Raw genomic sequence first — 21,707 nt, 5'->3', positions numbered from 1 at the left:
AAGGTCAGTTGGAGGGGAAGGGGAGGAGCCGGGCGCCCTGGAGCTCGTCGACCGCAGCGCGGGCCGCGGCGCGCGGGGTGTCCACCGGCTCGTAGTGGCTGACGACGCTGATCCACGAGCCGTCGGCGTTGCGCATCACATGCAGTTCGACGCCGTCCACGAACACGGCGTAACCGCCGCCGTGATGGCCGCCGCCGTGACCGTCACCGCCGTGACCGCCGCCGTGGTGGCCCCCGCCGTCGGTGACCGTCCGGCCCTGTATCCGGCGGCCCTTGTAGATCTCGTCGAAGGCGGCGGGGGCGCCGGACGCGGCCGGGTTCCCGGGGACCTCGGGGGTGTGGTGCCCCCGATCGTCCGCGCGGGCGGCGGGAAGGGCGACCAGCGGGACACCGGCGGCGACGACGGCTGCGGCGCCGAGCGCGCGACGACGGGTGAGTTCCGGCATGCGGGACCTCCTGGGGTGCGTTGGGTTGACGACCCCGCATACCTATCGACCGGAGGAGAAGGGGAGAAATCGGCCCGGACCGGTTGGCCGCGATCCGGACAATTAATGATCTGTCGTGCAATGTTGAACAAAGATGATCTTGCTCGCGGCGGTCCTCGCCGACGGGCGGAAGGGGCAATTCCTTTCCGAGCGGACGTCCCTTCCGGTGGTCTTTGGCGCGGGTGCGCCCCGCCGGTGGCGTGGCTCACGTGCGAAAACTGACGTGATCAAGGACCTGGGGCGCGTCGGCGACCTCGCCCGCACTGCTACTCTGCGTCGTCAATCCATCACGTCTGGTAGCTCCTAGGGGTGTCCGTGAAGGTCGCCTGTGTCGGCGGCGGGCCCGCCGGCCTGTATCTCTCGATCCTGCTCAAGCTTCAGGACCCGTCCCACGACGTCACCGTCCACGAACGCGACCCGGAGGGCTCGACCTACGGCTGGGGCGTCACCTACTGGCAGGGACTCCTCGACCGGCTCCACGCCTACGACCCCGAATCGGCCCGCGCCGTCGCCGAGCACTCCGTCCGCTGGAACCAAGGCGTCGCCCACGTACGGGACCTGGCGACCCGTCAGCCCGGTGACGAGGGGCACGGCATCGGCCGTCACAAGTTCCTGGAGATCCTCGCCGAGCGCGCCCGGACCCTCGGCGTACGGCTGGAGTTCGAGCACGAGATCACCCCCGACGCCCTGCCGGACGCCGACCTGGTCGTGGCCGGCGACGGAGTCCACAGCGCCCTGCGCACCCGGCGCGCCGACCGCTTCGGCGCCGAACTCCGGCCGGGCCGCAACTCCTACGTCTGGCTCGGCACCACCAAGGTCTTCGACTCCTTCACCTTCGCCTTCGTGGAGACCGAGCACGGCTGGGTGTGGTGCTACGGATACCCCTTCAGCACCGAGCGCAGCACCTGTGTCATCGAGTGCGCCCCCGGCACCCGCGACGGACTCGGCCTCGGCGAGGGGAACGAGGCCGACGCGCTGGCCCGGCTGGAGAAGCTCTTCGCGCACATCCTCGACGGGCACCCGCTCATCGGCCGCGCCCCGGCCGGCGGCCCCGCCCAGTGGCTGACCTTCCGCACCCTGACCAACCGGGCCTGGTACGACGGCAACCTCGTCCTGCTCGGCGACGCCGCCCACACCACCCACTACTCCATCGGCGCCGGCACCACCCTCGCCCTGGAGGACGCCATGGCCCTCGCCGACGCGCTGCGGGAGAGCGCCGACCTGCCGCAGGCACTCGCCCGCTACCAGCGCGAACGCCAGTCGGCCCTGCTGTCCCCGCAGAGCGCGGCCCGCTACAGCGCCCAGTGGTACGAGAACCTCACCCGCTACATCGACCTCCCGCCGGACCACATGTTCGCCCTGCTGGGCCAGCGCCACTCACCCCTGCTGCCCTACGTCCCGCCGCAGCTCTACTACCGGCTCGACCAGGCCGCCGGCCGCCTTGAGGCACTGCGCCGCCTGAAGCGCTGGCTGGGCCCGAAGATCGCCCGGAGCGCCCACACGCGCGTGCTGACCACCCGCAAGGACAGGTGAGCCGTCCGGCCCCCGGTTGGGTGAATGGCCATTCACTGTTACGGTGAATCGCCATTCACCCTCATTTTTCCGTGCCGGCCGCAGGAGTCCCCATGGCGTCGCCCGCTCCGATATCCGCCCCGGACCGGGGCACCACCGGCCTGCGGGCCCGGCTCACCGTCCCGGCCCTGGCCTACTGCGGCATCCTCATGGCCGTCATGCAGACGGTCGTCGTGCCGCTCCTGCCCGACCTGCCCCGGCTCACCGGCGCCTCCCCGGCCGCCGTCTCCTGGATGGTCACCGCCGCCCTGCTCTCCGGCGCCGTCCTCACCCCCGTCCTCGGCCGCGCCGGCGACATGTACGGCAAGCGCCGCGTCCTGCTGCTCTCGTTCGCCCTGATGACCGCCGGCTCGGTGATCTGCGCCTCGACCTCCCAGATCGGCGTGCTCATCGCCGCCCGCACGCTCCAGGGCGCCGCCGTCTCCGTCGTCCCGCTCTCCATCAGCATCCTGCGCGACGAACTCCCCGCGGAACGCCGGGGTTCGGCGGTCGCGCTGATGAGTTCCACCGTCGGCATCGGCGCCGCGCTCGGGCTCCCGGCGGCGGCCGTCGTCATCCAGTACGCGGACTGGCACACCATGTTCTGGGTGACCGCCGTCCTCGGCGCCACCGGGGTCGCGCTGGTCCGGTGGGCGGTGCCGGAGTCGCCCGTGCGCGAGCCCGGCCGGTTCGACGTGACCGGCGCGCTGGGCCTGGCCGCCGGGCTGATCTGCCTGCTCCTCGCCGTGTCCCAGGGCGGCCAGTGGGGCTGGGGGAGCGCCCCGATCGTGGGCCTGCTCCTGGCCGCCGTCCTCGTGCTGGCCCTGTGGTGGTGGCAGCAACTGCGCGCCGAACGGCCCCTGGTGGACCTGCGGCTGGTGTCCCGGCCGCGCGTCGGCCTCGCCCATGTGGCCGCCCTGCTGACCGGCTTCGCGTTCTACGCCAACTCGCTGGTCACCGCGCAGCTCGTGCAGGCGCCGAAGGCCACCGGCTACGGGCTCGGGCTGTCCATCGTGCAGACCGGCCTGTGCCTGCTGCCCGGCGGTGTCACCATGCTGCTGTTCTCCCCGCTCTCCGCCCGGATCTCGGCGGCCCGGGGCCCCAGGATCACTCTCGCCCTGGGCGCCGCCGTCATCGCCGTCGGGTACGTGGTGCGCATCGCCGACAGCCGCTCGCTGTGGATGATCATCGTGGGCGCCGCGGTCGTGGCCACCGGCACCACCCTCGCCTACTCGGCGCTGCCCGCGCTCGTCCTGCGCGCCGTCCCGGCCGGCCAGACCGCCTCCGCGAACGGCGTCAACGTCCTGATGCGCACCATCGGCCAGGCCGTCTCCAGCGCCGCCGTCGCGGCGGTCCTGGTGCACCACACCGTCCCGGTGGCCGGCCTCCCGGTGCCGACCCTGCACGGCTATCTGGTGGCCTTCGCCGTCGCGGCCGCCGTCGCCCTCGCCGCCTGCGCCGTGGCGCTCACCATCCCCGGCGACCCGGCACCCGGCACGGCGTCCGGGGCCGCGTCCGAGACGGCGCTCGACGCCCCGGCACGCGCCGAGGGCGGCCCCCGGACGGTCAAGGGCGAGGCGATGGAGGGAGCATGAACCCCGTGAGCATCCCACCCCCACCCGGCGCTTCCCCCGCACCCGGCCGCCGTGACGCCGAGGCCACCAAGGCCGCCATCCTGCGCGCCGCCCGCTACTTCCTCGCCCGCCACGCCCACGCCGACATCACCCTCAAGGCGGTGGCGGAGCGCGCCGGAGTGAGCGCGCCCCTGGTGCTGAAGTACTTCGGCAACAAGGACGCCCTGTTCGCCCGCGTGATGTCCTTCGAGGAGGACGCGGAGACGTTCCTCGACGCACCCCTGGAGGACCTGGGCCGGCACATGGTCCGCCAGATCCTCACCGGCCAGCGCGAGCGCGGCGCCGACCCCGTGCTGCGGATCGCCTTCGCCCCCCTGCACGGCGACCACGGCGACGTCCTGCGCGCCAACTTCCGCGCCCAGGTCCTCGACCGCCTCGCCGCCCGGCTGCCCGGCCCCGACGCGGCCGTCCGCGCCGAACTCGCCCTGGCCACCGCCCTCGGCCTCAGCATGATGCTGGGCATCGCGCGCGGCCCGGAACTGCGCTCCCTGCCCGTTGAGGACGTCGTCGACCGCTACGGCCCCACGGTCCAGGCCCATCTGACCGGGCCCGCCCGACCGGCCGGGACCTGACCGGACCCGCCGATTCCGCACCGGCCGCCGGCGGATGATTGACTGACGCCATGGACGAGCGCGAATTCTCCCGGTCAGGTCAGCACGCATCCGTCGTCGGTCTCGGCACCTGGCAACTGGGCGCCGACTGGGGCGACGTCGACGACAAGGAGGCCCTCGCCGTCCTGGAGGCGGCCGCCGAGTCGGGCGTCACCTTCTTCGACACCGCCGACGTCTACGGCGACGGACGCAGCGAGCAGACCATCGCCGCCTTCCTCGCGGGCCGGCCCGATCTGCACGTCCTGGTCGCCACCAAGATGGGCCGCCGCGTCGAGCAGATCCCCGAGAACTACGTCCTCGACAACTTCCGCGCCTGGAACGACCGCTCCCGCCGCAACCTCGGCGTCGACCGGATCGACCTGGTGCAGCTCCACTGCCCGCCCACCCCCGTCTACTCCCGCGACGAGGTGTACGACGCCCTCGACACGCTCGTCGAGGAACAGCGCATCGCCCACTACGGCGTGAGCGTCGAGACCTGCGCCGAGGCCCTCACCGCGATCGCCCGCCCCGGGGTCGCCAGCGTGCAGATCATCCTCAACCCGTTCCGGATGAAGCCCCTGTACGAGGTGCTCCCGGCGGCCCGGGAGGCCGGCGTCGGCATCATCGCCCGCGTCCCGCTCGCCTCCGGTCTGCTCTCGGGCAAGTACACCAAGGACACCGTCTTCCCGGAGAACGACCACCGCACCTACAACCGGCACGGCGAGTCCTTCGACCAGGGCGAGACCTTCTCCGGCGTCGACTACGCCACCGGTGTCGAGGCCGCCGTCGAGTTCGCCGCCCTCGCCCCCGAGGGGTACACCCCGGCCCAGCTCGCGCTGCGCTGGATCGTGCAGCAGCCCGGGGTGACCACCGTGATCCCGGGCGCCCGCTCGCCCGAGCAGGCCCGCGCCAACGCGGCCGCCGCCAAGCTGCTGCCGCTGTCCGAGGAGACCCTCGCGGCGGTCCGCGACCTCTATGAGCGGCGGATCAAGGAGCGGGTCGAGGACCGCTGGTAGGCCCACCGGGCGAACCGGGGGCACACCAGTTTGAACGGCGTACGGCCCGGATACCCGGGCCGTATGGAGCAGGAGAGCCGAAGAACAGGCCGGGACGAGACCGAGGACGAGCGCGCCGACCGGATGTGGGGCGACCTCATCCAGGAGGTCCGCGTCGCCCAGACCGGCGTACAGATCCTCTTCGGCTTTCTGCTGACGGTCGTGTTCACCCCGCGGTTCACCACCCTGAGCGACACCGACGAGGCGATCTACATCGTCACGGTCGTCCTGGGGTCCGCCGCCACCGGCGCGCTGATCGGGCCGGTGGCGCTGCACCGCCTGGTGTCGGGTCGGCGGATGAAACCGCAGGCGGTGGCGTGGGCCTCCCGGCTGACCTTCGTCGGCCTGGTGCTGCTCCTCGCCACCATGACGGCGGCCCTGCTGCTCGTCCTGCGCGTCGCGACCCATGACGACTACGTGCCCTGGCTCGTCACGGGCGTGGTCCTCTGGTACGTGCTGTGCTGGTTCGTACTGCCCCTGTGGACGCGCTACCGCTACACGACGCGGTGACCGGTCCTACGGCTTGGTCGGGACCGGCAGGGCCGCCAACTGCCGGTCGTGCCACCGCCCGAGGGCCAGTACGGACACCGTCGCGCCGATCAGCGCGCAGAACATGTCCCACTGGGTGTCCCACACATCGCCCTGGGTGGCGAGGAAGGCGTCGGCCGCCTGGCCGCCGATCACCGCCGCCGCCCACTCGAACATCTCGAACACCGCGCTGAACGCGAGGCACGCGCACACCGTCAGCGGCGCCAGCCAGCGGCTGCCGCGCAGCGGGGACGTACGGCTGAGCAGCTCCCGCACCAGGATCGCCGGTACGAACCCCTGCATCAGGTGGCCGAACCGGTCGTACGGATTGCGGTCGAGGCCGAACCCGTCGCGCACCCAGTCGCCGAGCGGCACGCGCGCGTACGTGTAGTGGCCGCCGAGCGCCAGCACCAGCGCGTGCGCGGCGAGCAGTACGCACAGCAGGCCGGTGAGCGGGAACCGCCGCCAGGTCAGCAGGATCACCGGCAGCCCCACGAGGACCCACACCGTCTCCAGCAGCCAGGTGGTGGGGTCGTGGGGCCGCCAGGCCGACAGCGCCAGGCCCGCGATCACCAGCCCGGCACACAGGACGGGCAGCGTCCGGCGGGACGCGGGCACGACGGCGGACGGACCGGTGGACACGTCGGCGGACGGACCGGCAGCGGACATCGGGCGCTCCTCGGAGAAAGGGACGGCGTGGAGCACCCATGGTGGGGCCGGCCGCCGGACGGCGGCATGAGTACCGCTACTCAGCTCCCCCTGAGGTGCCGCGGGCCCCGCGCAGGGCCGTGATGCAGCTCCCGATGGCCTGCTGGAGTTCCTCCAACTGCTGGACCATGTCGTCCTCGTAGAACTCCTGGGCGTCGTCGAAGGTCAGCTCCTCGAAGACCTTCGTCGCCCGCTGGAGGCTGCTGTAGAACTTGGTGCGCCGCTCCTGGACCCGCAGTTCGGGGTCGGCCTCCACGGTCTCCAGGACGAGGCTCTTCATCGTGTCGTACGCCTCGCTCGCCCACTCGCCGGCGTCCTCGTGCTCGTCCAGCTCGTCGATCAGCGACAGATGCCGCTCGGCCTCCTGGCGCAGTTCGGCGGGGGCGTCGACGGTCAGGCCCGCGGGCGTCTTGACCTGCCCGGACTCGGCGATCTGACGGACGTAGCCGATCCGGTCGGCCGAGCGGCTCTCGGTGGCGACGGCCTTCTTCAGGTCGTCGGTGCGCACCACGTCCCGGGCCAGCTCGGCCTGGAGCTCCGGGTCCTCCCGGACCCGGTCCAGGAGGGCGGCGCGGGCCGCCCGGGCGGTGGAGGGGTCGGCGAGGATCGCGGCGCGCAGAGCGGTCGGGTTCTCGGCGACCTCCAGTGCCTTCGTCGGGCGGATGCCCTCCGCCTCGGCGGCCTCGGCGATCGCCGTGCCGCGCTCGGACGTGGCGCTGGAGCGGGAGACGTAGTACGTCAACCACACGTCGGCGTCCGGCAGTTCGACCTCCTGGCCGGGCGCCAGCTCCTCGAAGTGCGGGACGAGACCGTCGTCGGCCGCCCGGTCCCACGCCTTGTAGTACCGCAGCACGCGCTCGGGGGAGCAGCCGGCCAGTTCCGCGAACTCCTTCGCCGACACCTTCGGGGTGTCGTCCGCGCTCTGCCCGCCCGGCCGGACGCTGCGGGCCACCAGCAGCCCGAAGGCCCAGCCGCCGGTGCGGGCGTAGACCCCGAACTCCCGCGCGTCCCGCGCGACCAGGTCCGACAGGGCCGACGGTGCCGAGGGCGCCGACGGCGCCGAGGGTTCCGACGGGGGCGCGGGGGGCGTCTCGGGACGGTCGATCGCCAGGGTCACGGCTGACTCTCCTCGGAGGGTGGGGGACACGCGGACGTGCGGACCGCAGCAGCCTATATGCACCATTGGCGCGGCTTTGACGTACCCCGCGCGCCCCGTGCGTCCCCGCGCGCGCTCACGCCGACGAGCCCGTCCCCGGCCGGAACGTGCGCAGGAAGGTGTCCAGGGCCTGGCGGTTGGCCTTCTTGTCCCAGTCCGCGGACGGGGTCGTCCAGCGCAGCGAGAAGCCGCGCGTCCCGCCGAGCAGGAACCCCCGGCCGAAGGTGCGGACCGGGGTGCCGTCGACGTCGGCGACCCACTCCATGTCGGCCGCCTTGTACCCCTGGTACGTCGTGGCCTCGATGGCGCCGATCCGCCGGAAGCCGTCCTGCTTCCGCAGCCCCGGTTCCACGTCCTCGCGCCAGACGGCGACCGGGTCCGGCCCCACCCGCTCGGTGTAGGTCACCGCGAGCGTGCGCGGATCGCCGGACGCCCCGAACGTGACGCGGTAGGCGTTGTCCGTGTCCGTCGCCGTGTCCAGCCGCTTCCAGCCCGCGGGCAGGGCCACCGAGAAGCCCTCGGGGGCGCGGAAGACACGGAAACCGGCCGGCAGACCGCCGCCGGAGGGCGAGGCCGAGGGGGAGGACGGGGTCGGGGACGGCTTCGGCGGAGTGGCGGGCGCGGAGACGGAGGGCGAGACGCCGGCCGTCGGCGTGGCTCTGTCGCCGATGTCGCCCGGGTCCTCCCCGGGGGCCGGGGCCGTCGCCGGGGCGGTCGGTGCCCCGCCCTCCGCGGCCGTCTCCTCGGTGCCCGGCAACTGGTGGGCGACGGCCAGCGCGGCGACCGCGACCGTGACGACCGCGAGCGCCGTCCCGACGGCCATCGCCCGCCCGGTCCAGTGCGGGCCGGCGTTGCGGACCGTGGTGTAGGCGCGCCGCAGCCGGGGCGGCGGCGCGACGGGCTGCTGCGGGTCCTCGTCCAGCACCCGGGTGAGGGACTGGCGCAGGGCGGCCCGGGTCATCCGCTCCCGGGAGTCCTTGCGCAGCAGGCCCAGCAGGGCCGGGGTGAGCGCCCCCGCCCGCACCGGGGTGCGCAGCGGCAGCCGGTCCACGCTCTTGAGCGTGGCCTCGAGCCGGTCCCGGTCCCGGTACGGGGGCCGCCCCTCGGCCATCGAGTAGAGGATCGCGCCCAGGGCCCACAGATCCGCCGCCGGACCGATCCGCTCGTCCCTGGCCTGCTCGGGCGAGGCGTACGCCGGTGCCGCGAGCCGGGGTACGAGCGTGGCGCCGGCCAGCCCGAACCCGGTGACCACCACCGGACCCTTGGCGCGGACGAACACCTGGCCGGGGCTGAGTTCGCCGTGGGTGATGCCCTCGCCGTGCGCCGCCTCCAGGACGTCGAGCAACTGGAGCCCGACCGTCGCCGTCCGGACCGGGCCGAACGAGCCCTTCCGTTCCAGGAGTTGCCCCAGGGGCAGTCCGTCGATCCACTCGGTGACGGTCCACAGCCGCCCCGCCTCGGCGAGGGCGTCGACGACCCCGGCGATCCGGCCGGGGCAGAGCCGGGCCATCGTCGCCGACATGTGGAGGACCCGTTCGGCGGCCCGGCAGGCCACGTCCTCGCCGAGGTCGGGGGGCAGACCGATCCGGGTGACCAGGCACGGGCGGCCCGTCTCCAGGTCCTCCCCGTACCAGCAGACGCGATTGGTCTCCCGGTGGACCACATCGAGGAGCCGGTACCTGCCGGCGACCGCTTCGTGCGTGGAGACGTGCGCCTTGACCATGGTCATCCCTCGCTGAACCCCCGGAGCTCACCCTTTCCCAGGAGTACGGGGGGTGCGCGGGGCTGCGTTCAATGCGACCGTGACTCCGCCATGATTTCTGTCTTTCATTCAAGAGCGGAGGTCAAGCGGAGGTCAAAGAGTCAACCTTTGAGCCGGTCAACGGCCCTGGTATAGAGACGGGGAATGAAATTGCCGTGACCGCGGAAAGGCCCTCGGCGGATACCGGGGACATTCCCCTTTTCGACGCGGTGTCTTATACCCCGTCACAGCTCCCGGTGTACGGCGAACCCGACCAGGGACCGCAGGTCGCGTACGGCACCGGCGGCGAGCGGCACCCCGGCCAGCGCCTCCTCGGCCGCGCCGACGAGCCGGTCCGCCTCGGCGAGCGCCGCCGCCCGGCCCCCGGCCTCCTCGACCAGCGCCGCCGCCTCGGCCGGATCGCCGCCCCGGTCGAGCAGGACGGCCAGCCGGTGCGCCGCCGGGGTCGGCGAGGCGAGCGCGGCCAGCACCGGGAAGGTCTTCTTCCGCTCGCGCAGATCGGCGTGCACGGGCTTGCCGGTGACCGCGGGGTCGCCCCAGACGCCCAGCACGTCGTCGACGACCTGGAAGGCCACCCCGAGCCGTCGGCCCGCCCGGTCCAGCGCGGCCACCGCGGTGGGTGGCGCACCCGCCAGCAGGGCGCCCAGCGCCGCCGAACAGCCCAGCAGCGCACCGGTCTTGCCCTCGGCCATCGCCCGGTACGCCTCCGGGGACACCCGCCGCGGTCCCGCCCAGGGCCGGGTGGCGAACAGCAGATCGTCGGCCTGCCCGCGCACCAGATCGCCCAGCGCCCCGGACAGCAGGCGTACGGCGGCGGGGCCCGCGGGCGGCGGCTGGACGGCGAGGGTCTCCACCGCGAGCGCGAACAGCGCGTCCCCCGCCAGGACCGCGGGTCCCGTGCCGTACGCCTTCCACACCGTGGGGCGGCCGCGCCGGGTGGTGTCGCCGTCCATGATGTCGTCGTGCAGCAGTGAGAAGGCGTGCACCAGTTCCACCGCGACCGCGGCCGGCACCCCGGCCCGCGCGGGCGCCCCGACGGCCTCCGCGCCGAGCACCGCGAGCGCCTGCCGCAGCCCCTTGCCGCCGGAACCGGCGGCGGGCGTCCCGCCCGCCTCGCACCAGCCGAAGGAGTAGGCGGCCATCTCCCCGACCCACGGATGCAGCCGCCCGACCGCCTCCGCCAGCGCGGGGCGCACCAACGCCCGGCAGCGGGTCAGGAGTCGGAGTGCGTCGCCCTGTGCCGCCTCCTCGGTGGTCCCGGCCGCGCGCACCGGCGCGTCGAGCGGGGTCACCGGGTGGCCCCGGCGGCCGCGGCGTGCCCGACGGTCCCGGAAGAGGTGTCCCCGGGCGTCTCGACGCCCAGTTCCACCTGGGCCCGGCTCACCATCTCGCGGGCGTGCCGCAGCCCTATCCGCTCCAACACCCCGGCCAGATCGTCGAGTTCGGCGGCCGTCTCGGCGCGGTCGCGGCCCAGCCGGGCCAGGGACTTGGCGAGGCCGAGCCGGGAGAGGGCCTCGCCGCGCGGCTCCCGCATGGCGCGGAACTCGGCGAGCGCCTGCTCGTACAGCGCCCGCGCCTCGGGGTAACGCCCGGCGCGGTAGAGGACGTTGCCGCGCATCTTGTGGTTGTAGGCCAGCGCGCCCGACAGCTTCATCGCGCGGCAGGTCTCCTCCGCCTCCGACAGCAGGGCGAGGGCCCGCTCGGTGTCCCCGTCGCGCACCGAGACGATGTCCGCCAGACCGCGCAGCGCCCACGCGTGCCCCCGCCGGTCCTCGGCACCCGCGGCGATCTCCGCCGCCTCCTCGAAGAGCGCGAACGCGGTGTCGTGGGAACCGGAGTTGCGGTGGATCTGTGCGATGCCCTCCAGCGCCCACACCGTGTGCCGGGCCTCGCCGCGCCGGCGTGCCTCGGCGAGGAGCTGCTCGTGCAGACGCGCGACCGCCTGGTAGTCGCCCTGGATCCGCCCGGTCTCGGCGAGCCCGGCCAGCGAGTAGCCCCGTACGACGATGTCGCCGCCGTGCTCGCCGAGTTCGGCCGCGAGGCCCAGCAGCCGTCGGGCCAGCGGGAACGCGCCGCGCTGCCGGGCCAGGGTGCCGCCGCTCCACAGCGCCCACGCCATCGCCGCGAGGTCGCCCGCGTCCCGTGCCGCCCGGTAGCTCGCCTTCCACGCGCGGTCCGCCTCCCGTACCTGGCCGAGCCGCCGGTGCGCCTCGGCGACCGCGAGCCCGGAGCGGGCCGCCTCGCCGTGCTCCCCGGCCTCCTCGGCGGCGCGCAACTGCTCGGCGCCGGCGGCCAGGACGTCGGTGAGGGAGGAGTTCACGGACAGGGTGGTGAGGGCGCCCTGGTACTCCGGGGCGAAAGCCTTGCCGTACATGGATTCCTTTCGGCTTCCATGTATACACTCTGTGTATACATGACGCGCATAGTGCCTGCTTGCCGATCAAGACGCGGGTCCCGGGGCCGGGGTTGCCTGTGAGGCGCAGATCACTTCCGGCCCAACGGGCCTCAGGCGCCGAAGAGTTGAGTCCAGTACGTGCCGGACGGGCCGCCGCCCGCGAAGCCGACACCGATGTGGGTGAAGGCGGGCTTGAGGATGTTCGCGCGGTGCCCGGGGCTGTTCATCCAGCCCTCCACCACCTCGGCGGCGGTGCGCTGACCGCAGGCGATGTTCTCCCCGACGGTCCGCAGCGGCGACCCCGCGGCGGCCGTCCGGTCCCAGGGCCGGCCGCCCTCGGGCGAGGTGTGGGAGTAGAAGCGGCGGGCCACCATGTCCGCGCAGTGCGCCTGGGCGGCGGTGGTCAGCCGGGCGTCGACCGCGAGCGGACGCAGTCCCGCCGCCGCCCGCTCGCGGTTGGTGAGCGCGACCACCTCGGCCGCGGTCCTGGCCAGTCCGTCGGCCGTGAACGGGCTCGCCCAGACGGCCGTCCAGTAGATGCCGCCCCGCAGGTCCGGGGCGTGCGCCAGGGCGGCGTGGGTGAACGCCGGGTCGCGCAGGGTGCGGCGGGCCCCGTCCGTGCGAAGACAGTAGGAGACGAACTCGGCGGGGGTGCGCGGCCCGGAGACCAGGTGCTCGCCCACGGCCAGGAAGGCGTATCCCGCCGCCGTGACGCGCTGGTGCAGCGAGACGCCGTCCCGGTCCTGCGCGCCGAGCCGTCCGGCGTCGGCCATCCGCGCCGCGTGCTCCCGCGCCGCCGAGGCCAGCCGGGCGTCGAACGCGACAGGGGGCGAACCGGCCGCCGCGCGGGCGGGGTTGACGAGGGCGAGGAAGCCGTCGGGGTCGGATGCCGTGTCGGCGGGCGCCGTGTCCTCCAGGACGTCCACCCCGAAGTCCCGGGCGAGGCCCGCCAGTCCCTCCGCGTACCCCTGGCCGAGGGCCCGCAGCTTCCAGACCCCGCCGCGCCGGTAGACCTCCGCGAGCAGCAGGACCGTCTCCTGCCGGGGGCGCGCCGGTGCGAAGCGGGCGAGCGGGCGGCCGCGCGCGTCGGTGACCTGGAGCACGGGCGCGGGCAGCCGGCCCAGGGGAGTGCCCGGCTCGGCGGCGCCGACGACCACGGTGACCCGGGTGGCCCCGGCGCGCAGCCGGCCGGGGTCCAGGGTGAGCGTGTCGCCGTCCAGCCGCAAGCCCGGTGCCGACGGCTGGTTGTAGAACACGAAGTCGGCGTCGCCCCGCACCCTGCCGTCGTCGTCGGTGACGAGCGCGCACACGTCGAACGGGCCGGGGACCCGGACGGTCAGGGTGCCGCTCGGCAGGGGCAGATTGCCGCCGGGGACCAACTCGCTCACCCCACGACAACGCGCAGCGGCGCCCCCGGGGTTCCCGACCCGGCCGGGCGCGGCGTCAGTGCCGGACCAGGTCCGGGGCGCCGTCCTCGGAGTGCTCGTAGGGCGCCCTGATCTCGCGGGTGCTCGTGGTCCTGCCGCAGAACGCCGACTCCAGGGTGCGCAGCATCGTGTTGTGCACGGTGCCGCTGTTGGAGGCGTTGGCCAGCGCGGCCAGGGTGCGCTTGCCGTCCTGCGTGGTGAACGCGTAGGTGTAGTAGCCCTGGACGGCGCCCGTGTGGCCGTACACCGACACACCGCAGGACAGGTCGCGCCGGCGCAGTCCCAGGCCGTACGCCTGCTTGGTGCCCGCCGGGACCCAGCGCCGCATCTGGGCCAGCGCGTCGGCGGAGGTGAGCTTGCCGCGCGTCAGCGCCGAGAGGAAGACGCCGAGGTCCCTGGTGCTGGAGACGAGCGCGCCCGCGCTCTGCGCCCAGGAGGCGGTCTGCCGGGTGGCGTCGACCAGGGCGGCGCCCCGGGTGTCGGGGGTGAGATAGCCGCGGGCGAACCGGCCCGGGATCGCGGTGTCCGGGTGGACGTAGAAGGTGTCGCGCAGCTTCAGCGGCTCGATGATGCGCCGCCGGTACTCCGCGCCCACGCTGCGGCCCGTCAGCTTCTCGATGAGCAGTCCGGCGACGACGAAGTTGGTGTTGGAGTAGGAGTAGGCGCCGCCGGGCGCGGTCGTGCGCGGACGGCTCAGCGAACGGGCCACCAACTGGCGGTAGGTGAACACCTTGGTGCGGACCGCCTCGAAGCCGGAGACGGACGACGCGAACATGTCGTTGCTGTAGTCGTACAGCCCGCTGCGGTGGCTCAGCACATGGCGGACCGTGATCCGGTCGTCGGGCAGCAGCCCCGGCAGATAGCGGTTGACCGGCGCGTCCAGGACGAGCTTGCCCTCGTCCAGGAGCTGGAGCAGCACGACGGCGGAGAACGTCTTGGTGACACTGCCGATGCGGAACCGGTCCTTGTTGCTCAGCGCCTGCCCGGTCCGCCGGTCGGAGGTGCCCACGGTGAGGTGGTGCAGGGTGCCGTGGTCGTCCAGCCGTGCCATCGCACCGGGCGCGCCCTGACCCACCGCCGTGCGCAGCACACCCTTCAGCCCGGTGACATCGGGCTTCGGCGGCGCGACGACGGCGGCGGGGGCGACCACCTCGGTGGGGGCGACGACCTCGGTGGGCGCGAAGGCGGCATCACGCTCGTCGGGCGCGGCGGCCGTAGGGGGCGGTGGCGCCGTCTGCGCGGCGGCCGGGAGCGGCAGCAGGGCCAGCAGCGCCGCGCCCGCGCCGACGGCCGTCGCGGCCCGCAGCCACCGGGCCCTGGGTGGCGTCGAGCGTCTCGGCAGGTCGGGCGGCGCTGCGAGATCGGTCACATTCACGCGAGGCAACCTACTTCCGTCACGTCACATCTCCACGAACGACGCACAGTTGGCCGCTCCGCGGCCACCGTGCGTCGAGGACGTGCCCAGTATCGCGACGAATGCCGCACAAGCCGGTGATTTCCGCTTTACGTGCACATGCCTCATCCGTAAGGGTCGTCGGCGGGGCCCGACCAGCCCCCTCGGCGCCCGACGGAGCCTCCCGAACGACGCCTCCCGAACGAAGGAACCCTCACCAGTGCGCAGAGCACACATACGCACCCTGGCGATCGCCGTCGCCGTGACGACGGCCGCCACGGGTCTGACCGGCACGGCCCTCGCGGGGGAGGACCGGGCCACGACCACGGCCACGACCGGCGCCACGTCCGGTGCGCGGGCCACCGACATCGTGCGGGCCGCCCGCGCCGCCGCGTTCGCGCACGGCGCCGCGACCGGCGTCGGCCGCGGCGACGCGCTCCAGGCGCAGGACGTCCTGATCGACCCCGAGGGCGCGCGCCACGTCCGCTTCCAGCGGACCCACCGGGGCATGCCCGTCCTCGGCGGCGACCTCGTCGTCCACCTCACCGCCAGGCTCACCTACGCGGGCGTCACCCGCGCCGCCGGCCACACCGTCGCCCCCGCCCCCGCCGAGGCCGCGCTGACGGCACGGCAGGCCGAGGCGAAGGCCGCCGCCGTGGCACAGGGCGACGCGCGTGACGCCGAACTCGTGGTCGACGCCCGCCGCGGCGCCTCGGCCCTCGCCTACCGCATCCAGGTCACCGACAGCGCCACCGCCGAGGGCGCCGGCTCCCGCACGGTCGTCGTGGACGCCCGCACCGGCACCGTGCGCAGCAACCTCCCCGACAGCGACGAGTTCCTGTCGCCCACCCTGGTCGACGAGCTGCGCGAGCGCGGCGAGAGCCTCGACCCGGCCACGCACAACGCCCCGGTCCCCACCGGCCTCATGGGCTCGTCGGCCGCCGCGGCCGCCGCCCGCTACCCGGCCACCGCCAAGGGCACCGGCAGCTCCCTGTTCGCCGGGAAGGTGCCCCTGACCACCACCCGCACCGGGCGGAACAGCTACCTGCTCAAGGACCCCACCCGCTGGGGCACCGAGACCCGCGACGCGAAGAACCTGGAGCTGGAGAACTTCTCCCGCGGCAAGAAGTTCACCACCAAGAACAACAAGTGGGGCAACGGCGCCGTCTCGAACCGCACCAGCGCCGCCGTCGACGCCCAGTACGGCATCACGAAGACGCTCGACTTCTACAAGAAGAGCTTCGGCCGCAAGGGCATCGCGAACAACGGCAAGGGCGCCCGCGCCATGGTCCACTTCGGCAAGAAGGTCGACAACGCCTTCTGGGACCCGGCGTGCGGCTGCATGCTCTACGGCGACGGCGACGGCCGCACCATCAAGAAGCCGCTGGTCGTCCTCGACGTCACCGGCCACGAACTGACCCACGGCATCGTGGACGCCACCGCCCGCCTGGAACCGACCTACGTCGACGACGACGGCAACCAGTACGGCGAGCCCGGCTCCCTCAACGAGTCCCTCGCCGACATCTTCGGCTCAGCCGTCGAGTTCAGCGCCAACAACCCCAAGAACCCGCCGAACTACCTGATCGGCGAGAAGCTGGGCCTGCGGCAGAAGTTCCTGCGCCGCCTCGACAAGCCGTCCCTCGACGTCCTCGAAGGCGCCATCGACTACTGGTCGCCGCGCACGGACGACGCCGAGGTGCACGCCGGCTCCGGCGTCTCCTCGCACGCCTACTACCTGCTCGCCGAAGGCAGCGGCCGCAAGAAGATCGGCAGCGTCACCTACGACTCGCCCACCTACACCGGGGCGCCCGTCAAGGGCATCGGCCGCACCAAGGCCACCGCGATCTTCTACCGCGCCCTGACCCGCTACATGGTCTCCTCGACCGGCTTCCACGACGCGCGCGTCGCGACGCTGAAGGCCGCCCGGGACCTGTACGGCCAGAACAGCACGGAGTTCACGACGGTCAACAAGGCGTGGGCCGCCGTCAACGTCACCTCCGCGAACGTACCGCCCCGGCGCTGACGTCCCGCGACCCCGGGTGACCGGCACCGCCGGTCACCCGGTCAGCAACCCCTCCCGGTAGGCGATCGCCACCGCCTCCGTACGGCTCGCCGCGCTCAGCTTGCCCAGGATGTTGGACACATGGACGCTCGCCGTCTTCCCGCTGATGAACAGCTCCTCGCCGATCTGCCGGTTGCTGCGCCCCAGCGCCAGCAGCCGCAGCACGTCCCGCTCCCGGGCGGTGAGCGCGACCGCCCGGTCCCCGGCGGCCGCCGCCGGGGCGTCCCCGAGCCGGCCCCGCCGGATCAGCGCGTCCACGCTCTCCCGCAGCGGAACGGCCCCCAGCCGCACCGCCGTCTCCCGGGCCGCGCGCGCCTCGGCCGCCGCCTCCTCGCGGCGCCCCGCCGCGAGCAGCGCCTCCGCGAACCGCGCCCGGCAGCGCGCCCGTTCGTACACGTCCCCGAAGCCGAACGCGGTCACCGCCCGCTCCCACGCCACCGGGTCCGGGCCCGTCGCGGCCCGCGCCACCTCCGCCTCGGCCCGCGCCAGCCACGCCCGGCCCTCCGGCCCCTGCGGCGCCCCGCTGCCGCCGCGCAGCGCCACCGTCCGCGCGGTCTCCAGCAGTTCGCCCGCCACCTCCGACCACCGGCGCACGGCCGCGTCGTCACCGTCGGCCCGGGCCGCGACCGCGGCGTCGGCGACCCCCGCCAGGGCGAGCCCGGCCAGCCGGACGGTGACGTCCGGGGGCGTGCCCGCGTCGTCGGTGAGAACCTCGACGAAGGAACGGAACCGGGCCACCGCCTCCTCGGCGTCACCGCGCCCCGCCGCCTCGTCCGTCAGCACGATCGACGCCACCAGCGTCGCCATCCAGTCGAAGCGGCCCGACGTGAGCGCCCGCGCCCGCTCCACCGCCTCCTCGGTCGCACCGCGCGCCAGCGTCACGTACAGCGCCGGGCCCACCGTGTACCCGGCCGCGGCCGGCAGGACGGCCAGGTCGGAGGCGGCCGTGCGCGCGCACTCGTCCCAGTGGCCCAGCGTGTAGAGCAGCACCAGATGCAGATAGCGCATCTCCAGCGGATACGGCGACGACAGCAGCCCCGCGCGGCGCGCCCGGTCCAGGCCCTCGCTCAGCCAGGGCAGACACTCCTCCAGCTCCCCGGCCTCGTAGCAGCCGATCGCCAGCGAGAACAACGCCCGCATCTCCACCGGCGCGTTGCCCGCCCCACGGGCCAGCTCGCGGGCCTCCTTCAGCCGCTCCCGGGCCTCGGGGGAGCGGCGGCCCTCGCCCTCCATGTTGGCCAGCGAGATCAACAGATCCGCCCGCGCGTCCGCCAGGTTCAGCCGCTCGGCCATGCCCAGGGCCCGCCGGGCGACGCTCAGGGCGGTCGCGTTGTCACCGACCTGACGGGCCGCCAGGACATGGGTGGCCGCCGCCCACACCCAGGTCGGCGACGGCGGCTCGGCGGGGATCAGCGCCAGCGCCTCACTGCTGTAGGAGAACGCGGAGGTCAGGTTGTCGACGTTCATCAGGGTGCCGGCCAGGGTGTAGCGCACCCGGGCCGCGAGTTCGGAGTCGGCGTCCTGGCCTATGCCGGCCAGCGCGGCCCGGGTCAGCGAGACCGCCCGGTGCGCCTCACCGGCGTGCGCGGCGGCCGCCGAGGCCCGCAGCATCAGCGTGACCCGTTCGCAGCCCTCGCCCGCCGGGCGGGCCGACGGGTCGACCGCCGCCCACAGATCGAGGGCGGCCTCCAGATGCCGTAGCTCCTCGGCCGGTGCCCGCAGCCGCTGGGCGTGGTCGGCGGCCTCCAGGGAGGCGGCGAGGGCCTCCGCCGTGTCATGGCTCTCGCGGTAGTGGTGGGCGCGCTCCGCGGCGGTCTCCGGACGGCGGCCGCGCTCCGCGAGGAGCCGGGCGAACGTGCCGTGCAGCCGCGAGCGTTCACCCGGGAGGAGATCCGCGTACACCGCCTCGCGCGCCAGCGCGTGCCGGAACGCGTACGTGCCCCCGTCGCCCGCGACGAGCAGTTGCCGCCCCACCGCCTCGCGCAGCACCGCCTCCAGCTCCGCCTCGGGCAGGTCCGTCGCGTCCCGCAGCAGATCGTGCTCCACCCGCCGCCCGGCGACGGCGGCCGTGCGCAGCACCCGCTGGGCGGTGTCGGAGAGCTGCTCGACCCGGATCAGCAGGACGTCGGCCAGCCCGCTCGGCACCCCGCCCGCCTCCGCGTCCGTCGCGGCGACCAGCTCCTCCGCGTAGAAGGCGTTGCCCTCGGCGCGCTCCACGATCCGGCGCACCGTGGACTCCGGCAGCGGCCGGTCCTCCAGGGAGCGCACCAGCCGGGTCACGTCCGCGTCCGGCAGGGGCCGCAGGTCCAGCCGGCCCACGGCCGGCAGCCGCACCAGCTCGGCGAGGAGGGGGCGCAGCGGATGACGGCGGTGCAGATCGTCGGCGCGGTAGGAGGCGAGCACGGCGAGACGGCGGGCGGGGGCGCCGCCCGCGGGGCGTTGCAGCAGGCCCCGGCTGAGCAGGAAACGCAGCAGGTCCCGGGAGGACTGGTCGGCCCAGTGCAGATCCTCCAGGACCAGCAGCAGCGGCGCGATGTCCGACAGGTCGGCGAGCAGCCCCGCCATCCCCTCGAACAGCGTCAGCCGGCCGTCCCCGCCGGCCGCCCGCGGGCCGGGGCCCGGGTCCTCGCGCCCGGCGTCCGGGCCCGCGCCCAGCAGCCGGTCGGCCACCGGATGCCCGGCGACGGCCTGCGCGAACCGCTCGTCGGCGGCGAGCGCGCCCAGGATCTCCGTGAACGGCAGATACGGCAGGCCCACGTCACCGAGGTCGACGCAGTGCCCCGTCAGCACCGTCATGCCCAGCCGGGCGCCGCGCGCCGCGACCTCGTCCAGCACACGGGTCTTGCCCACGCCCGCGTCCCCGGCGAGGAGCACCGCGCGGGACTCCCCGTCCCGGGCGCGCTCCAGCACCCCGGAGAGCCGGGCGACTTCCTCTTCCCGGCCGACGAACGGGCCGGCGAACACAGTCTGCGACACACCTCCATCCTGGCACGCGTCACCGACAACGCGGCCTGCGACCAGGGCGGAAGCGCCCGCGCACGATCACGGGACGCGCGGGATCACGTGATGCGCGGGCTCACTTGTCGCGCCGGCTCACGTGACGCGCGGGATCACTTGTCGCGTCGGCTCACTTGTGCAGGGCGCGCGCCCAGTCCGCCGGGACCCGTTCCGCCGGTCCCGGGGCAGGCTGGTTCGCCGGATGGTGGGCCGGAGGCGTCAGTTCGGGGCCCGACTCGTACAACTCGTCCCGGGAGTAATCCCAGAACCACTCCTCGCCCGGCTCGAAACTGCGCACGACGGGATGGCCGGTGGCCTTGTAGTGGGCGGTGGCGTGCTGGGCGGGGGAGGAGTCGCAGCAGCCGACATGGCCGCAGCTCGCGCACCGCCGCAGATGGAACCACCAGCCGCCCACCGCGTCGCACTCGACGCAGCCGGCGCCGCTGGGCGGGACGTTCGGGTCGATCGCGTCGACGTCGGTCATGCCGTCTCCTCTGCCGGGTCGGGGGGTGAAGCGTCTGTCTCGGTCTCCGCGTCGGGTTCGGGCGCGGTCAGCGGCAGCAGGACCTGGAACCGGGTGTCGCCCGGCACCGACTCGACGTGCAGGCCGCCGTGATGCTTGTTGACGACGATCCGCCAGGAGATGTCCAGGCCCAGACCGGTGCCCTCGCCCACCGGCTTGGTGGTGAAGAACGGGTCGAAGATCCGGCCGCGCACCTCCGGCGGCACCCCGGGCCCCGTGTCCCGGAACTCCACCAGCAGCCGGTCGCCCTCCCGCGCCGTCCGCACGGTCAACGTGCCTTCCCCACCGGCGCTGTTGATGGCGAACACGGCGTTGTCGACGAGGTTCGTCCACACCTGGTTCAGCTCCGCCGGGTACGCCGGCACCTCCGGGAGCGTCCGGTCGTAGTCCTTCACGACCTCGATGCGCCGCCCGATCTTCCCGGAGAGCATCAGCAGGGTGCTGTCGAGGAGTTCATGGACGTCCACGACCCGGAAGGGGGCGCGGTCGAGCTGCGAGTACTGCTTCGCCGCGTCCACCAGCCGGGAGATGCGGTTGGTGGAGTCGTCGATCTCGTCCATCAACAGCTCGGTCTCGACGGTGTAGTTGAGCCATCCGATCGCGCCCGGCAACATATCCGCGTCCACGGTGTCCGCGACCTGCTCCAGCCAGTCCACGTCGAGCCCGGCCTGCACGAACGTCGGGGCGATCCGCCAGCCCTCCTGGATGCCGTGGTCGTCCAGCCAGTCGCCGAGCGCGTCCTCCCGGTCGGAGGCTTCCAGCGGGCTCAACACCTGTGCCTTGGCGACGAGTTCGGCGGTGCGTTCCTGGATCTCGATGAGCCGGGTGAGCGCCTGCGGGTCGTAGCCGCCCCCGGCGATCACGGAGAGCTTGTGCCGCATCTTGGCCACCCGTTCGCGCAGCGTGGCCGTCGCGCGCACGGCCGCCGCCGCCGGGTTGTTCAGCTCGTGCGTGAGCCCCGCCGACAACGAGCCCAGGGCGAGCAGCCGTTCACGCTGGCCGATGGCCCGCTGGGTGTTCTTGGAGCCGAAGAACAGCCCCTCCAGCAGATGCGCGGCCATCGGGAACCACTCCCGCATGACCGCCGCGAACGACTCGGCGGGCAGCACGAAGAACCGCGTCGGCTCCGTCACCCGCATCGAGTTGGTGTAGAGCTGCGGCACCCGGTCCCCGAGGTACGCCTGCATCGCGCCCGCGTACACCCCGCGCTGGGAGGTCCTGCTGACCTCGACGTCGTCCCCGCCGACCCGCCGGTACAGCACGACCGTGCCCTCCAGCATCACGTAGAAGCAGGTGGCCGGCTCGCCCTCGGTGTACACCGGGCCGGGCTCGAACGCCTCCACGCCGCCCTCGCCGCACAGCCGTCCGAGCTGCTCCGGGGTGAGCTTCTCGAACAGGAACAGCGAGCTGATCTCCGCCGGGCTGCACGGCATCGCCCGCCC

Annotated in this window: 17 protein-coding genes; 6 read left to right on the top strand and 11 right to left on the bottom strand. The window is 73.9% G+C overall.

What is annotated here, in order from left to right; genetic code table 11:
* Positions 1 to 4: 4 nt before the first annotated feature.
* Positions 5 to 445 (bottom strand): apotyrosinase chaperone MelC1, encoded by a 441-nt coding sequence (melC1, locus tag AFM16_RS03015; RefSeq protein WP_078632176.1) that lies wholly within the window; start codon positions 443 to 445, stop codon positions 5 to 7.
* A gap of 354 nt (positions 446 to 799) precedes the next feature.
* Between melC1 and AFM16_RS03010 the strand changes: the two genes are divergently transcribed.
* From AFM16_RS03010 to AFM16_RS02990, 5 genes are all read left to right on the top strand, one after another.
* Complete coding sequence (locus AFM16_RS03010) at positions 800 to 2,017, top strand: FAD-dependent monooxygenase (RefSeq protein WP_179123362.1); 1,218 nt, start codon at positions 800 to 802, stop codon at positions 2,015 to 2,017.
* A 92-nt stretch (positions 2,018 to 2,109) separates the two neighbouring features.
* Entirely contained in the window at positions 2,110 to 3,630 is a 1,521-nt protein-coding gene (locus AFM16_RS03005) for an MFS transporter (RefSeq protein ID WP_078632172.1), read from the top strand.
* Positions 3,627 to 4,241 (top strand): TetR/AcrR family transcriptional regulator, encoded by a 615-nt coding sequence (locus tag AFM16_RS03000; protein ID WP_030787669.1) that lies wholly within the window; start codon positions 3,627 to 3,629, stop codon positions 4,239 to 4,241. The genes AFM16_RS03005 and AFM16_RS03000 overlap by 4 nt, the downstream gene beginning before the upstream one ends.
* Positions 4,242 to 4,291: 50 nt before the next feature.
* Complete coding sequence (locus tag AFM16_RS02995; protein ID WP_078632170.1) at positions 4,292 to 5,275, top strand: aldo/keto reductase; 984 nt, start codon at positions 4,292 to 4,294, stop codon at positions 5,273 to 5,275.
* Between the two features lie 63 nt (positions 5,276 to 5,338).
* Entirely contained in the window at positions 5,339 to 5,824 is a 486-nt protein-coding gene (locus tag AFM16_RS02990) for a DUF6328 family protein (protein ID WP_030787675.1), read from the top strand.
* Positions 5,825 to 5,830: 6 nt separating this feature from the next.
* On the opposite strand, the gene AFM16_RS02985 is transcribed toward AFM16_RS02990, so the two are convergent.
* The 7 genes from AFM16_RS02985 to AFM16_RS02955 form a co-directional block, all read right to left on the bottom strand.
* Positions 5,831 to 6,511: a DUF2238 domain-containing protein gene (locus AFM16_RS02985; protein ID WP_030787678.1), complete on the bottom strand. Its 681-nt coding sequence runs from the start codon at positions 6,509 to 6,511 to the stop codon at positions 5,831 to 5,833.
* A gap of 76 nt (positions 6,512 to 6,587) precedes the next feature.
* Positions 6,588 to 7,667, bottom strand: coding sequence for a hypothetical protein (locus tag AFM16_RS02980; protein ID WP_078632168.1), 1,080 nt, complete (start codon positions 7,665 to 7,667; stop codon positions 6,588 to 6,590).
* Between the two features lie 115 nt (positions 7,668 to 7,782).
* Entirely contained in the window at positions 7,783 to 9,435 is a 1,653-nt protein-coding gene (locus AFM16_RS02975; protein ID WP_078632166.1) for a serine/threonine protein kinase, read from the bottom strand.
* A 257-nt stretch (positions 9,436 to 9,692) separates the two neighbouring features.
* Positions 9,693 to 10,760, bottom strand: coding sequence for a polyprenyl synthetase family protein (locus tag AFM16_RS02970; RefSeq protein WP_370627999.1), 1,068 nt, complete (start codon positions 10,758 to 10,760; stop codon positions 9,693 to 9,695).
* Complete coding sequence (locus AFM16_RS02965; RefSeq protein WP_078632164.1) at positions 10,757 to 11,842, bottom strand: tetratricopeptide repeat protein; 1,086 nt, start codon at positions 11,840 to 11,842, stop codon at positions 10,757 to 10,759. Before AFM16_RS02965 ends, AFM16_RS02970 begins: the two co-directional genes overlap by 4 nt.
* 131 nt (positions 11,843 to 11,973) lie before the next feature.
* Positions 11,974 to 13,251 carry a CAP domain-containing protein gene (locus AFM16_RS02960; RefSeq protein WP_078632162.1) on the bottom strand — a complete coding sequence of 426 codons (1,278 nt, stop codon included), beginning with the start codon at positions 13,249 to 13,251 and terminating at the stop codon, positions 11,974 to 11,976.
* A 55-nt stretch (positions 13,252 to 13,306) separates the two neighbouring features.
* Positions 13,307 to 14,440, bottom strand: a complete 1,134-nt coding sequence (locus tag AFM16_RS02955) for a serine hydrolase domain-containing protein (protein WP_245177945.1) — start codon at positions 14,438 to 14,440, stop codon at positions 13,307 to 13,309.
* A gap of 463 nt (positions 14,441 to 14,903) precedes the next feature.
* On the opposite strand from AFM16_RS02955, the gene AFM16_RS02950 reads away from it, so the two are divergent.
* Positions 14,904 to 16,706: a M4 family metallopeptidase gene (locus AFM16_RS02950; RefSeq protein WP_078632160.1), complete on the top strand. Its 1,803-nt coding sequence runs from the start codon at positions 14,904 to 14,906 to the stop codon at positions 16,704 to 16,706.
* 33 nt (positions 16,707 to 16,739) lie between these two features.
* Here AFM16_RS02950 and AFM16_RS02945 read toward each other — a convergent pair whose 3' ends face one another.
* The 3 genes from AFM16_RS02945 to AFM16_RS02935 all read right to left on the bottom strand — a co-directional run bounded on the left by AFM16_RS02945 (position 16,740) and on the right by AFM16_RS02935 (position 21,698).
* On the bottom strand, positions 16,740 to 19,721 hold the full coding sequence (locus AFM16_RS02945) for a helix-turn-helix transcriptional regulator (protein ID WP_078632158.1): 2,982 nt from the start codon (positions 19,719 to 19,721) through the stop codon (positions 16,740 to 16,742).
* Between the two features lie 151 nt (positions 19,722 to 19,872).
* A complete protein-coding gene (locus AFM16_RS02940; RefSeq protein WP_078632156.1) occupies positions 19,873 to 20,226 on the bottom strand; it encodes a UBP-type zinc finger domain-containing protein in 354 nt (117 codons plus the stop codon).
* A complete protein-coding gene (locus AFM16_RS02935; protein ID WP_370628128.1) occupies positions 20,223 to 21,698 on the bottom strand; it encodes an ATP-binding protein in 1,476 nt (491 codons plus the stop codon). The genes AFM16_RS02940 and AFM16_RS02935 overlap by 4 nt, the downstream gene beginning before the upstream one ends.
* Positions 21,699 to 21,707 lie beyond the last annotated feature (9 nt).

Source organism: Streptomyces antibioticus (assembly GCF_002019855.1).
GTDB lineage: Bacteria > Actinomycetota > Actinomycetes > Streptomycetales > Streptomycetaceae > Streptomyces > Streptomyces antibioticus_B.
Note: the sequence above shows the minus strand (reverse complement) of the source record. Positions and strands in the feature narration are given on the sequence as shown.